Annotated in this window: 9 protein-coding genes and 1 pseudogene; 5 read left to right on the top strand and 5 right to left on the bottom strand. The window is 69.7% G+C overall.

Going from position 1 to position 13,939, the window contains the following annotated elements:
- Positions 1-626: 626 nt before the first annotated feature.
- Positions 627-1,349: a TetR/AcrR family transcriptional regulator gene (locus tag OG905_RS29430; RefSeq protein ID WP_328678595.1), complete on the top strand. Its 723-nt coding sequence runs from the start codon at positions 627-629 to the stop codon at positions 1,347-1,349.
- Here OG905_RS29430 and OG905_RS29425 read toward each other — a convergent pair.
- Positions 1,334-1,684 carry a 5-carboxymethyl-2-hydroxymuconate Delta-isomerase gene (locus OG905_RS29425; RefSeq protein ID WP_328678594.1) on the bottom strand — a complete coding sequence of 117 codons (351 nt, stop codon included), beginning with the start codon at positions 1,682-1,684 and terminating at the stop codon, positions 1,334-1,336. The two genes, OG905_RS29430 and OG905_RS29425, sit on opposite strands and share 16 nt — an antisense overlap.
- Positions 1,685-1,774: 90 nt before the next feature.
- Between OG905_RS29425 and OG905_RS29420 the strand changes: the two genes are divergently transcribed.
- Positions 1,775-2,284 carry a GNAT family N-acetyltransferase gene (locus tag OG905_RS29420; RefSeq protein WP_328678593.1) on the top strand — a complete coding sequence of 170 codons (510 nt, stop codon included), beginning with the start codon at positions 1,775-1,777 and terminating at the stop codon, positions 2,282-2,284.
- A gap of 32 nt (positions 2,285-2,316) precedes the next feature.
- On the opposite strand, the gene OG905_RS29415 is transcribed toward OG905_RS29420, so the two are convergent.
- From OG905_RS29415 to OG905_RS29405, 3 genes are all read right to left on the bottom strand, one after another.
- Complete coding sequence (locus OG905_RS29415) at positions 2,317-3,906, bottom strand: fused response regulator/phosphatase (RefSeq protein WP_328678592.1); 1,590 nt, start codon at positions 3,904-3,906, stop codon at positions 2,317-2,319.
- Positions 3,907-3,930: 24 nt separating this feature from the next.
- On the bottom strand, positions 3,931-9,225 hold the full coding sequence (pulA, locus tag OG905_RS29410; RefSeq protein WP_443044009.1) for a pullulanase-type alpha-1,6-glucosidase: 5,295 nt from the start codon (positions 9,223-9,225) through the stop codon (positions 3,931-3,933).
- A gap of 215 nt (positions 9,226-9,440) precedes the next feature.
- Positions 9,441-11,126, bottom strand: a complete 1,686-nt coding sequence (locus tag OG905_RS29405) for a carbohydrate-binding module family 20 domain-containing protein (protein WP_328678591.1) — start codon at positions 11,124-11,126, stop codon at positions 9,441-9,443.
- Positions 11,127-11,863: 737 nt separating this feature from the next.
- Between OG905_RS29405 and OG905_RS29400 the strand changes: the two genes are divergently transcribed.
- Complete coding sequence (locus OG905_RS29400) at positions 11,864-12,373, top strand: GNAT family N-acetyltransferase (RefSeq protein WP_328678590.1); 510 nt, start codon at positions 11,864-11,866, stop codon at positions 12,371-12,373.
- A 10-nt stretch (positions 12,374-12,383) separates the two neighbouring features.
- Positions 12,384-12,854, top strand: coding sequence for a hypothetical protein (locus OG905_RS29395; protein WP_328678589.1), 471 nt, complete (start codon positions 12,384-12,386; stop codon positions 12,852-12,854).
- A 128-nt stretch (positions 12,855-12,982) separates the two neighbouring features.
- Here the strand turns inward: OG905_RS29395 and OG905_RS29390 are convergent, their stop codons facing one another.
- Complete coding sequence (locus OG905_RS29390) at positions 12,983-13,510, bottom strand: GNAT family N-acetyltransferase (RefSeq protein ID WP_328678588.1); 528 nt, start codon at positions 13,508-13,510, stop codon at positions 12,983-12,985.
- Between the two features lie 90 nt (positions 13,511-13,600).
- Here OG905_RS29390 and OG905_RS29385 point away from each other — a divergent pair.
- Positions 13,601-13,932 (top strand): annotated as a pseudogene (locus OG905_RS29385) (helix-turn-helix domain-containing protein); the annotation flags it as partial.
- Positions 13,933-13,939: the final 7 nt, after the last annotated feature.

Genomic DNA, 13,939 nt, shown 5'->3' with positions numbered 1-13,939 from the left:
TGGTGCGTGCGATCGCAGGCCGGAGGATGGGGGTCCCCCCGCCGAAGGCAGGGGGAGAGCCGACGCGGAGCGTCGGCGACTGACGACAACGCAGCATGGGGGCACCTCCCGTGCCCGAAGGGCTACGGGGGTGGGGGCCCCTCCCACGCCGAAGGCTGTGGGGGAGCGTGCCAGGCCACGCGAACCCGGCAAGATCCGAACGACAGGCCCTAGCCGCGACCTCCCGGTCCCGGGTGCCCTTGTGGCCCGCTCCGCGGTCCCGGTCTCCCGGCCGCTCCGCGGCCGGATGTGGTGCCGGGTCGCCCGGCACCACGGCCCGCACACCAGCGCGCCCCGCGCCGGGCCGGTTGACCGCTCCGCGGTCACGAATCCCGGCCGCTCCGCGGCCCGCTGAGCTGCGCGGCGAGTCCAAGGCACCCGCTTCCACTCCCGTGGACCTCCGACCGTTTGTGCGGCCTGTCGGGGTGCCCCGGCACCCCAAGTCCAGCGCACCCGCGGCGCTGCGGCGCGAAGCTGCCGCGCCGGCATGGGGCCCTGGGGGTGCCCCGCGCCCCCTCAACATGGGGCGGGTGGCTGGTGCTGGACCGGTAGAACAGGTGCGCGGCCGCCGTGGGTAGGCTGTGCGCATGACGACCGGGGTACGCCGCAGGATGGGCGTCGACGAGCGCAGACAGCAGCTGATCAGCGTGGCTCTCGAGCTGTTCAGCCACCGCTCCCCCGACGACGTGTCGATAGACGAGATAGCCGCGGCCGCCGGTATCTCGCGGCCTCTCGTCTACCACTACTTCCCCGGTAAGCAGAGCCTGTACGAGGCCGCACTGCGGCGCGCCGCCGACGAGCTGGCCGGGCGTTTCCACGAGCCTCCGGAGGGGCCGCTGGGGGCGCGGCTGCTGCGGGTCATGGGCCGGTTCTTCGACTTCGTGGACGAGCACGGGCCCGGGTTCTCCGCGCTGATGCGGGGCGGTCCTGCGGTCGGCTGTTCGACGACGAACGCGATGATCGACGAGGTCAGGCAGGCGGCGTACGAGCAGATCCTGGCGCATCTGGGGATCGGCGAGCCGCCCGCGCGGCTTCAGTTGGTCGTACGGTCCTGGGTGTCGCTCGCCGAGTCGACGGCGCTGATCTGGCTGGACGGGCGGCGGATCCCGCGCGCCGAGCTGGAGTTGCAGCTGGTGCACGACTTCGCGGCGCTGTGCGCGGTGAGCGCGGCCTATGACGAGGAGATGGCGGGCATCCTGCTGCGCGTCCTGCGCGACGAGCCGGCCGATGGGCCCTTCGGCGATCTGGTCGGCCGGCTCGTGTCGCTGGCGCCCTCGCTGGACCGGGTGCCGACTCAGCGCTTGCGGTAGGACGGCTCCAGGTCGCGCACTTCGGCGGAGAGGACGGGCGCGATGCCCTCCGCGGGCCCCAGATGACCGGCGAGGAGTTCGAGGACGGCCTCCGACAACCGGGCCTTGAGCTCGGGGCTGCGGCCCGGCAGCACGGCGATCCCGATGTGGACGAGGGCGTCCGCGGGCGTGCCCCCGGCGACGACCGTCTCGTCGACGCGGCGGAAGCGGGTCTTGCAGGCGGAGAGCTGGGTGTCGATCGTCTCGACGATCAGCGGGTGCAGGGCGAGCGCGAAGGTGCGGCGGTCGAAGGCGGACGCGAGGCTGTCGGAGTAGTCGACGGTGATCTGCGGCATCGGGCGCTCCAGCACGGGTGATCGGTGGGACCGGGCGGTTGTGGGACCCACCCTTTCGCAGGTCTCCGTGATCCCGTCAATAATGCCGGAGTGAAGATCACTTGTCGGCTCGCCGCCCATTCCGATACGGACACCCTTGTCGCGCTCTTCGACGGTGCCGCGCGCTGGATGCAGCTCAACGGCATCGCGCAGTGGAAGCCCGGTGACAAGGACGCCGACCACTTCCGGCACTGGATCAAGGAGGGTGAGGTCTGGATCGCGGAGAGAGAGGACGGCGACGCCATCGGGGCGTACGAACTGTGGTGGGAGGACCAGCCCGCCTGGGGGATCCAGCCTCCGGTGGCGGGGTATGTGCACCGCCTGATGATCGACCGGGACACGGCACCGGAGGGCTTCGGCCGACTGCTGCTCGCCCACGCGGAGCAGCGCATCGCCGATACGGGGCGGGAGTTCGTACGGCTGGACTGTCTGTCCAGCAATCCGGCGCTGCGGACGTACTACGAGGCGGCGGGCTACCGGGTCGCCGGCGAGGAGCCGGGCAAGGTGGCCAAGGACGGCAGCCGTTACGGAGTGGTCCTGCTGGAGAAGCCGGTCAACTGAACCCCGTCAGCTGATGTCCCTCAACGGATTGCTCAACCGCAGCCGGTCAGCTGAAGCGCCAGCAGAGCGACGTCGTCCTCGCGGGTGCCGAAGCAGTCCAGCAGGGTGTCGCAGAGCGGTGAGACGCCCGGTGGCGCGTCTGCCGCGGCATGGCGGAGGCGTTCGAGCGAGACCGTGAGGTCCGTGCCGCGGGTCTCGATCAGACCGTCCGTGACCAGCAACAGCCTCTCTCCCCCGACCAGTCGGGCGTCGGTCGGCGGGGGACGGTCCAGGCCGAGGCCGAGCAGCGGGCCCGAGGTCTGGACGTAGGACGCCGTGGCTCCGGCGGAGACGATCAGCGGGGGGATGTGGCCCGCGTTCGCGATCTTGATGCGGCCGCCGCGGGGGTCCATCAGGGCGAGGCAGACCGTGGCCGTGGAATCCGGGTGGTAGCGCTGGAGCATCCGGTCCAGGCGGTGCAGCAGCACGGCGGGGTCGCTCTCGTCGGTGGCGTACGCGCGCAGGGCGTGCCGCAGTTCGACCATCACCGTCGCCGCGTCCAGGGAGTGGCCAACGACATCGCCGACGCCGACGAGGACACCGTGCGGCGTCGGCAGGGTCACATAGAAGTCGCCGCCGATCTCGGCCTGGGTGGAGGCGGGGACGTACCGTACGGCGATCTCGGCGCCGGGGATCTCGGGCAGCCGCTGCGGCAGGAAGCTGTGCTGGAGGGTGAGGGCGAGATGCCGTTCCTCCGCGGATGTACGCAGCGATTCGGCGGCCAGGGCCGTGGCCCGGGCGAGCTGGGTGAGCAGCAGCGCGGCCTCCGGATCGGCCCTGCGGTAGCCGGGGGTGGCCAGGCAGACCGGAGGCTGGTCCTCACTGCTGCGGGCGAGCAGCAGCCGGGCGTCGGTGGCGAGGCCGCGCCGGAAGAAACCGGCCGGCCACAGCGGCTCGGGCGCGAGAAGGCTCTGGACGCCGGTGCGTCCGGACATGGCGCGCTGGAGCAGTCGTGCCACGGCCGTGCGGGCGCTCTCGTCGGGGCGGGGGCCGCGCTCGCCCGCGCGCCCCACGTGCAGTTCACCGCCGGAGCCGAGGACGAGGGCGACAGCCGGGCCGCCGACGAGGCGCGCGGTCCCGGCGGTGGCCGCGTCGGCCAGCTCCTGGGGGCTGCGTGCGGTGTGCACCTCCATCGTCGCGGCGGCCAGCTGCGTCATCCGCTCGGCCTGCGCCTCGGCGTCGTGGCGGGAGCGGGCCCCGCGCAGGGCGGCGCGCATGACGGCCTGGATCTCCTCCGGCTCGACGGGGACCGTCAGATACGCCTCGGCCCCTGCGTCCAGGCCGCGGGTGCGGTCCTGCGGGGTGACGGCGGTGGCGGAGAAGTGCACCACCGGCATCGTCGCGACGACGGGGAGCTGCTTGATGCGGCGGCACAGTTCGAAGCCGTTCATGTCGGGCAGTCCGACATCCACCAGCGCGGCGTCCGGCAACGCACCGGCCTTGAGCCTCGTGTCGAGCTCGACCAGTGCGTCGCCGGCGCTTGCGGCGGGGATCACCAGATGCCCCGCCCTGTGCAGGACCGCGCCCATGGCGTAGCGGTTGGCATCGGTGTCGTCCACCACCAGCACGGTGGTGCCGTCCATCCGGTCACCGTAACGCCGCGGGCCTCACTTCCGTTCGAAGACGGCGACAGTACGCCCTGGAACGGCGAAGGTTCCCGAACTCCCCTCGAACGAGGCCTTCTTGACGGTAGAGTCCGCCCCCGCCGCCTGGACGGGGTGCAGGCCGTACGTGCGGCCGGCGAGGGCTTCGGCCCGCTGGGTCTGCGTGTCCGGTGTCGCGTTGAAGACAACCACCAGGTCACCGAGGACCATGGTGATCACGCCGGGGGTCTCGTCCCTGCCCGAGAGCGGGAAGGAGACCGTGGACTGCACCTCGCCCGCGGACGCCAGGCCGAAGGCCTTCTCGGTGGCGCGGATGGTGAGCAGATCCCGGTAGGCGGCCGATGCGCCGTCGATCCCGTCGCAGCCCACCGCGAGCGAGGGCTCCGTCAACAGCGGCTTGGCGAAGGGCCACTTGGACTTGTTGTCGGCCTGCGGAGGCAGTCCGCGCCCGAAGCCGTTGCCGTCCCTGCAGTCCCAGTGGATCGCGTTGAACCAGTCGCCGCTGTCGTACGAATTGCGGTCCAGCGACTTGGAGCGCAGCAGGTCCGACCCGGCCTGGGAGAGCGCGGGCCCCTGCGAGAGCGCAGCTGTCGCCATCGCGAGGACCTGCATCCGTGCCCGGGCGGCCGATGAGGTGGCCTTGGGGAGCTTGAAGGCCAGCGCGTCGTAGAGGGATTCGTTGTCGTGGGCGTCCGTGTAGGCGAGGGCGTCGCCGGGGGCGGCCGCGTATCCGGCGGGGGCGCCGTTGTAGTCGACCTCGGAGCCCTTGACGGTGCGGCCGGAGCTGTCGGTGAAGGTGTACGCGGCGAGATTGCCCGTGAGGCCGACCTTGATCAGGTCCTGGTAGTGCAGCAGGCGGGCCTTCTGCTCGGCGGGAGTGCCGTTCGCCGCGGACGAGTTGGGGTCGGTGTACAGGCCTGAGGCGAAGCCCTGGATTCCCGGGTTCTCGTCGAAGGGGCCGCCGCCGCGGACCGCGTCACGGGCCCGGTCGGAGAAGGTCGCGATCCCTGTCCCGGCCATGTTCTTCTGGGTCGCCTGGACGAAGCGGGCGTCGTCCGCGATCTCGCCGAAGTTCCAGCCCTCGCCGTAGAGAATGATCTTCTTGCCGTCCACGCCGTCGCGCTCGACGGTGAGCGCGTCGAGCGCCTTGCGGACCGCGAGGATGTTGGCCTTCGGGTGGTGGCCCATCAGGTCGAAGCGGAAGCCGTCGACCTTGTACTCCTTGGCCCAGGTGACGACCGAGTCGACGACGAGCTTGCCCATCATGGCGTTCTCGGGCGCGGTGTTGGCGCAGCAGGTGGAGGTGGCGACGGTGCCGTCGGCGAGGAGGCGCTGGTAGTAGCCGGGCACGATCTTGTCGAGTACGGACTTGTCGGCCTGGCCGCTCGCCACGGTGTGGTTGTAGACGACGTCCATGACCGTGCGCAGGCCACCCTCGCCCAGGGACTGGACCATCTGCCGGAACTCGACCGTGCGCCGCGTTCCTTCGGGGTCGGACGCGTAGGAGCCTTCGGGGACGGTGTAGTGCAGCGGGTCGTAGCCCCAGTTGTACGCGTCCTTCGCGGCAGCCTTGGCGATGCACGCCTGCTGCTCCTCGGAGTCGGGCACGTACACCTTCAGGTCGCAGTCGGGGACGGTCTGGTCGGACTTCTTCTCGGGGATGGTGCCGATGTCGAAGGCGGGCAGGAGGTGGACGTAGGACGTCCCGGACGCGGCGAGCGCGCGCAGATGTCTCATCCCGGCCGATTCGCGGTCGGTGAAGGCGAGGTACTGGCCCGGGTGTTTGGAGGTGCGGTCCGCGACCGAGAAGTCGCGGATGTGCAGCTCCTGGATCTGCGCGTCACGCAGCGGCACGGCCGCGGGCTTCTTCAGGGTCGCCCAGCCCTTGGGGGCGAGCCGCGGATCGGCGAGGTCGACGACCAGGCTGCGGGCCGAGTCGGTGGTCAGGGCGGTGGAGTACGGGTCGGTGACCTTGTTGGTGACGACCTTCTGGACGCTGGGCGCCCAGACCTTGACCACGTAGCGGTACGGCTTGCCCGCCCAGCTCTTCGGCCCGCTGACGGACCAGACGCCGCTGGTGCCGTTGCGCCGCATCGGATACGTCGTGCCGTCGAGTTCGAGGGAGACGGACTGAGCGGTGGGGGCCCACAGGGACAGGGTGGGGCGGCCGCGGTCGAAGACCGGACCGAGCTTCGCGCCGGTCGCGTCGTACAGATCGTCGAGAACTCCCGGGATCTGTACGCCGGTCGCGGCGAGCAGTGCGCCGTTCGCGGCGCGCTGGGTGGCGATCAGCTGGCCGCGCAGGGCATCGCGCACCCGGTCGCGGTCGCGCGGGTCGACGGTGAAGGCCGGGTACGCGGCGAGGTGCGGGTACCTGGCCTTCTGCGCGTCGGTCAGGGCGGCGGGGTTCAGTCGCAGCCAGCGGCCCTCGTCGCTGAGTGCCCCCTCGACGACGGAGATGCCGCCGTTCGGCGCGTACACCAGTTGCTGGCTGGTCGCGTCGGTGGCCTTCACCTTCCACACGACGGTGTCCCGGTCGATCCACTGCGCCTCGGCCTTCGCCAGGTCGAGCGAGGGCGCGCCGCCGGTCTGCGGCAGCAGGTACTTCGGCTGCCCGGCCAGCAGCCAGACCTCGTTCGTATACGTCGCGAGGTCCAGGGACTGGTCGCTCGGCAGGTCCTTCTGGTCGCCCCTGTGGACGATGTAGCTGAGCGAGGTCGCGCCCGCGGCGAGCGGCACCTCGAAGGTCACTCCGTACGCGTCCTTCCTCACCGGCTGGAGCGGCCTGGACCAGTCGGTCGGATCCTTCGCGCCGGTCCAGGTGTGCAGACCCCAGCCGTCGTAGTCGCCATCGGGCCGGTGGTAGTGCAGGACGGCCTTGGTCTTGTCCTGCGGAGGGTAGGCGCCGTCGGGCGCGGTGACGGACTGGCCGTCCTTGCCCTGCGCTATCCAGACCTGGCCGGTGCGGGCGAGGTCGATCGTCCGCTGCGGGCCGTCGGCCGAGCCGTTCTTCTCGACGGTGTACGGGAGGGCCGAGGCGCCTTCGGCGAGCTTGACCCAGGCGAACGCGCCGTACGCGTCACGCCCGGTGAACGCGGCCTGCTGCTCGCCGGCCTTCAGCTGCCAGCCGTCGTAGTCGCCGTCGGGGCGCTGGTAGTGGACGACCGCGAAGTCGCGCTCGACGGCCACCGGCTTCTGGGGCGGCGGTGCCTGCCCGGCGGTCGTCTCCGCCAGGGCACTGGCTGTACGTCCCGCGCTGTCGACCACAACTGCCTTGTAGCGAAGGGAGGTTCCGGCCGCCACCGTGGCGTCGATGTGCTGGGTGACCTTGTACGGGGCGTGGTCGGCGGAGCCGAGGGTGCGCCAGGCGCCGTTGCCGGTCTGGGCGGCGAAGACGACACGGTCGAGCTGCCCGCCGCCGGTCTGGGCGCTGATCTCGACGGTGCCGGTGGCTCCGGCGGGCGGGGCCTTGAGGGTGACGACGGGCTTGGCGGCCGGCTGAGCCAGAGGCTTTGCGGCCTTCAGCACCAGCGACGACAGCGCGGGGACGGTGAGAGTGATCTTCCCGTCGGTGGCGTGCACCGCGCCCGAACCGCCGTACAGGGTGACAAAGTCGGCCGCGTCCGCCGGGACGGTCACGGTCGTGGGCGCGGCCTGGTTGTTGGCGGCGACGATGTACTCGGTGCGCGTCCTGGCATCCGTACGGGAGAAGGCGTACACCGAGTCCTTGGCGTACCGCTCCTTCTGGACGCCGTCGCGCAGCGCCGGGTGGTCCTTGGTGAGCTTCGACAGCGCGGCGATCGAGCGGTACAGCGGGTGCCCGGTGTCGTACGCGTCCGACGCGTGCGTACGGTCCGTGCCCAGCTGGTCGTCGTCCAGATAGTCGGGGGTCTTGGACGCGAACAGGCTCTGGCGGGCGTCCTTGTCGCCGCCCGCGCCGGTGAATCCCTGCTCGTCGCCGTAGTAGACGACCGGGTTGCCGCGGTTCAGGAACATCAGCTCGTACCCGAGCCGCGCCCGCTTCAGCAGCTCGGCGTCGTCGGCCTTCGGATTGTCCTGCGTGAGGAAGGTGCCGATCCGGCCCATGTCGTGGTTGCCGAGGAAGGTCACCTGCTCATAGGCGTTGGCCTTGTCGCTGGTGTAGCGGTAGTCGTCGGCGAAGACCTTCCCGAGACGCTCGGCGGGCGCACCCTGCGAGGCGAAGGCGCGGGCCGCGTCCTGGAAGGGGAAGTCGAGGGTGGCGTCGAGCCGGCCGCGGGTGACGTACGGCGAGGTGATCGCCGTGTCCGCGGAGAAGACCTCGCCGAACATGAAGAAGTCGTCACGGCCGCGCCTGGCGGCGTACGCGTCGAGCGCGGTGGCCCACTGGGTCCAGAAGTCCATGTCGACGTGCTTGACGGTGTCGATGCGGAAGCCGTCGATGTCGAAGTCGCGGACCCACTTCTCGTAGATCTGCTCCATGCCCTTCACGAGCTCGGGACGCTCGGTCCACAGGTCGTCGAGGCCGGAGAAGTCGCCGTACTCGGAGCTCTCGCCCGCGAAGGTCGAATCGCCCCGGTTGTGGTACATCGTGGGGTCGTTGAGCCAGGCGGGAACCTTGTGACCACTGGCCTTGGGGGTGTACGGGAAGGAGTCGGCGTCGACCTTGCCGATCGCCGCCCGGTCGTCGAAGGGGCGGCCGTCCTTGTCGAGGTACGGATAGGCGCCCTTGGGGCGGTAGCCGTACTTCTTCTCCGCGTAGTCGACGGTGTCGGCGGTGTGGTTCGTGATGACGTCGAAGAAGACCTTCATGCCCTTGCCGTGGGCCTTGTCGATCAGCTTCTCGAGATCGGCGTTGGTGCCGAAGTGGGGGTCGACCTGGGTGAAGTCGGTGATCCAGTACCCGTGGTACCCGGCCGACGCGTCCTTGCCGGTGCCCTGGACGGGCCGGTTCTTGAAGATCGGCGCGAGCCAGATGGCGGTGGTGCCGAGGCCCTTGATGTAGTCGAGCTTCCCGGTCAGCCCTTTGAGGTCGCCGCCCTGGTAGAAGCCCTTGTCGGCGGGGTCGTAACCGGTCTCCAGACGCGAACCGGTCAGCCCGCCGCGGTCGTTGGACGTGTCGCCGTTGGCGAACCGGTCGGGCAGGACGAAGTAGAACTGCTCCCGGGTCAGATCGTGCCGGGCGGGCTGCGCGGCGAGCGCGGTGTCGGAGGGTGGGGCGGGGGGTCTGGGGGCGGAGGCGGCGGGGCCGGCGGATATGAGCGCGGCGAGGATGGCGACCGCGGTGCCTAGGGCGGTGCGGCGGGTGGTGGTGGTCACCGGTTTGGGTCTCCTTTGAACTGGGGCTCCGCCCCAGACCCCGCTCCTCAAACGCCGGAGGGGCTGAAGTTCAGCCCGTCCGGCGCTTGAGGACACTCCCCCTACGCCCTGCGGGCGTGGGGGGACCCCCAGAAGGGCGTACGGGGTCCAGGGGGCGAAGCCCCTTGGTTACGGGAAGGGGCGGGGTGGGGGCAAAGCCCGCCGCAGGCGCAGCGTTACGTGCGGAACGTGTCCGACAAGGTCACCGAACCGCTCGCCGGCACCGTCGCCGACCGGTTCGCGCCCGTCTCCCACGTCACCGCCCCCGCCGCGTCCTTGCGGATGTACTTGTACTCGAACGCCGTCCCCGCGGGCAGCGCGACGTCCAGCTTCCAGACCGGATAGCTCGCCGGGTCCAGCTTCAGCGCGCCGGCCGGGTTCCAGTTGCCGAGTGCCGCCTGGTTGCCGGTGACGTAGATGTTCTGTCCGGTCACCGTCGTCGCGTTGACGTTGAAGGACGCGCCCGTCGCCGAACTCGACCCGCAGTTGCGGGCGTTGACATGCAGCGCGACCGCCGTGTTCGAGCCGAGCGTCGCCGTGAACTGGCCGGAGCCGTTCACCGTCACTCCCCTGCCGGACTGCACGTCGCAGTAGTCGCCCGCCGGCAGCGAGGTCTGGAAGGTCCGGGTCAGCGAGGACCCCTCGTGGTTGATGGCGACGTAGGCCTTCGAGCCGCGTCCGAAGGCGATCTGGTCCGCGCCGTTGTCCCACCAGTTCGTCACGGCCTGGCCTCGCGCGGTGTTCCGGAAGGCGACCATGGAGGAGATCTCCCGCCACGCGTGCTGGCACTTCCAGCCGTCGCTGTAACAGGCGTTCACCGTCCCGCCGTTCGGCGGCCCCGCTTCCTTGTCCGACCACTCGTAGCCGGAGTGAATGTCCGGGGAGCCGTAGGGCCAGGCCAGCATGAAGACGTTGGCGAGTGTGTAGTTCGCGCCGTCCTTGTAGTTGAGGGTGTCGCCGCCGCGCTCGGTGTCGTGGTTGTCGACGAAGACCGCCGACTTCCCGGACTCCATGTAGCCCCAGCCCTCGCCGTAGTTCTTCAGGTAGGCGAGGTTCTCGTTGTTGAAGACCTGCTTGAGGCCGCGGGCGTAACGGAACTCCTGAACGTCCCCGTTGCCCAGGTACTCGCTCGGCGAGACCGCCTCGCTCGCGCCGTAGATCGCCTCCTGCTTCCAGTACACGCCGGGGTTGCTGAGCCGGGACTTGATGTTGGCGAGGTCGGCGGCGGGCATGTGCTTGGCGGCGTCGATACGGAAGCCGTCGACGCCGAGCGTGAGCAGATCGTTCAGGTAGGCGGCGATGCGTCCGCGTACGTAGTCCTCACCGGTGTCCAGATCGGCGAGCTGGACGAGCTCACAGTTCTGGACGTTGGCGCGGTCCTGGTAGTTGGTGATGGTCGACCGGCAGTCGTCCATGTCGGCGCCGGAGTAGATGCCGGGGTAGGAGTACTTCTCGTAACTCGAGCCGCCCGTGCCGGTGCCGGACGCGGATGCCATGTGGTTGATGACGCTGTCGACGACGACCTTGACGCCGGCCGCGTGGCAGGTGTTCACCATGCTGCTGAACGCGGCGCGGTCGCCGAGACGGCCGGCGATCTTGTAACTGACGGGCTGGTACGAGGTCCACCACTGCGCGCCCTGGATGTGCTCCTGGGGCGGGGAGACCTGGACGAATCCATAGCCCGCGGGTCCGAGCTGGTCGGTGCACGCCTTGGCGACCGAAGCGAAGTTCCACTCGAACAGGACGGCGGTCACGTCCTTGTCGCCGGGCGGCGTCGCCTGGGCGGCTCCAGGTGGCGCGATCACTGCGACCGCAGCGCCCGCCACCAGGGCGAGCGCGGCAGCCAGAGGTCTGCTGGCCATATGTCCTCCTGCACAGCACTGTGCATACGTGGGGGAATGCGGGTGACGGTGAGCCTTGCCCGGCAACGCGCCATGCCCGTAAGGCCTTTGTGGTGCTGATGATTCTTGCTGCAAGAACGCAGAAAGATATTGCGGTCGCGACCGTACGAGTCTCGCGGGCCAGGGTCAACCCTTTGGACACGCTGTCGTAGCGCCGCGGAAATCTTGCTGTTTCCTCACTGCAAGACCTTTCGCAAGTTTTGCAGTGGTGTTACGTTCAACCTTGACTCCGGGCCGGTCGGCCGGGGGCCCGGCAGACCCGGGCCCCACGCGCCCGGCGGGCCGGTCCGGTCCCGGCGGATCGGGGCGCCTGCGGCGGGCCTTGTCCCCTACCCGCCCTACCCCTACGGCCTGGCGGCCGTGGGGGATGACAGCTTGGCGCGCACCGCCGGCCCGTATTCGTTGGTCAGCGTGAGGCCACCCGCGTTAACCGGCATTCCACCAGTCGACACGAACGGCCAGGTGGGACCTACCTGCGAGGCAAGCTAAGGGTTGTGGCGTAACTGCTGGTCGTCACTGATGACGCTTCATGAAAACGGCCACCCCCTGCTTGGGCTGACCTCAGAGTTGCTCGCCCTGATGCCCCACATGGACGAGGGGTGTGAGACGTTGCGGCGGCCGCGGACTTCACCACGTGTCGAGGGCCTGCACGCGAAATCCTCTGGTCCGTAGGCTCCTTGGGGTGATCGGATGGGCGCATGAGTCTTCCTCGTACCGGGGCGGCCGAGGTTGTCGTGCCAGTCCTCGTCCGTGATCTGACGCCCGATGATCTGCCGGCCTGTACGTGGTCCGGCTCGACCGTCCATCTGATGCAGGTGGAACGGGAGTTGGTGCGTGCGGCAGCGGGGGATGTGGACTATCTGGCGGTGTGCACCCCGGCCGATGTTCCGGTGGCGATCGGGGGCATCGACTACCAGGTCACGGCCGACGTGGGCACACTCTGGCAGCTCGGGGTACTCCCGGCCCTGCAGTCGTGTGGTCTGGGCACCATGCTCATCCGGGCCGCGGAGGACCGCATCAGGTCACGCGGCCTGCACAGGGCCGAGCTCGCGGTGGAGCAGAGCAATCCACGTGCCCGGGCTCTGTACGAGCGACTGGGCTACCTGGCCCATGGTCGCCGACCGGACGCCTGGGACGTCCAGGCGCCGGACGGCTCACTGCTCCGGTACGAGACCATGTGCACGCTGATGCACAAGGACTTGTCGTAGGGGGCGCCGCGTGGCGATGGAAGTGTGGGCACCGATCTTTTCACTCGCAGGCGTCGCCCTCGGCGGCGGCCTGACGGCGCTCTCCCAGCGCGCCACTCAGCGCTCCGCCGAACGGCTGGAGGAACGCCGCCAGGCAGCGGCCACCAGCGAGGCGCGCCGAGCGGAGCAGATGCAGGCGATCAAGGACTTCATCGCCTGCGCCCTGGATGCCGAACGGGCGGCCTACAGCCGTCCCGAGGCTTGGGGCGATGACGAAGGCTGGAACAGTACCGCTTTGGGTGCCATGACCAGGCTCTGGATCGCTGAACGGCACCTCGTGCTGCTCAGCGACGCGGACCTGCACGCCCCTGTGCACACATACGGTCGGGCACTCAACCAGGCGGTGTGGCGAGAGATCGGCGACGTCGAGGTCAACGAGCACCTCGAGGAACACAAGATCGCCTTCATGGCCGCAGCACGCGCGAGCCTCGCCTTCCCTTGAGTCCAGGCAACCTAGGTGGGACCCCTCCGTTCAGGAACCGCCAAGACGAGCGGCCTGCGACGCCCGTCTCGAAACCCTGAGCAGCTGGGAACGAAGAGCGACACTGGCCGATTTCACGGTTCCCATCATCACTGGAGAGCGACGCGCAGATCCCGGATGTACCAGTGGAACCGTGTGCCGTCCTTGCTGTGCGGCTGCTTGCCGGGGGTGAATCCTGCCCGCCGCGCGACGGCGGCGGATGCGGGATTCTCCGGCTCCACCTGGATCACCGCCTCCTCCCCGCCCTCACTGGCTGCGTACTGGGACGCCAAGAGGACCGCGCAGGTAGCCAGGCCACGCCCCCTCCAGGACGGATAGAGGCCGTAGGCGACATTCACCTGGCCGGGAGCCAAGCCCTCCCCTGTGAACCGCAAGTCGATCGTCCCCGCGAGCGCCTCGTCGGCGCCTACCCGGATGCCGAAAGCGCGGAGCGGCCCGGCAGTGTCCCACTGTTCCCAGCAGTGCTGGAAGTACGCTTCAACGCCCTCGCGCGTGCCGGGACCACCGTTGAGCCAGCGAACCAGCAGCTCATCCTCCCCCGTGAGATGCGCCTTCACATCGTCCAGGCGCAGCGGCGACAGAGTGATGATCCCGTCGGACAGCTTCACTTCATGCATCCGCCGATTCTTGACGCCGAAGCTGCGTCGCACCAGCGGATTCCGCGAGACGTCGCCCAGAGCTACCCCACCGCTGGGGATGATCTTGGTGTGGCTGGTGTGATCACGGCGTCGGAGCCGTCTTGGACAGCCCCGTTCACCGGGCTGAGTCCGCGCTGCTTCGGCAAGTTGCTGACCGCACTGCGGCGCGAAGGCGCGGATGCGGTCCGGAGGGACGAGCGTGGAGCCTGCCGTTGGAGGACCGGGTCCTGCTGGTCACTGTGTACTGGCGCACCAACCTGACGCTGCGGCAGCTCGCCCCTCTGTTCGGCATCTCGAAGTCCGCGGACGACCGCATCATCGACCATCTCGGGCCGGCACTCGCACTCCAGCCCCGCAAGCGGTTTCGCGGGGACACCGTCCTGATCGTGGACGGCACCCTTAAGGGAA

Origin of the sequence: Streptomyces sp. NBC_00322, from assembly GCF_036147535.1 — a bacterium.
Lineage (GTDB): Bacteria > Actinomycetota > Actinomycetes > Streptomycetales > Streptomycetaceae > Streptomyces.
Note: the sequence above shows the minus strand (reverse complement) of the source record. Positions and strands in the feature narration are given on the sequence as shown.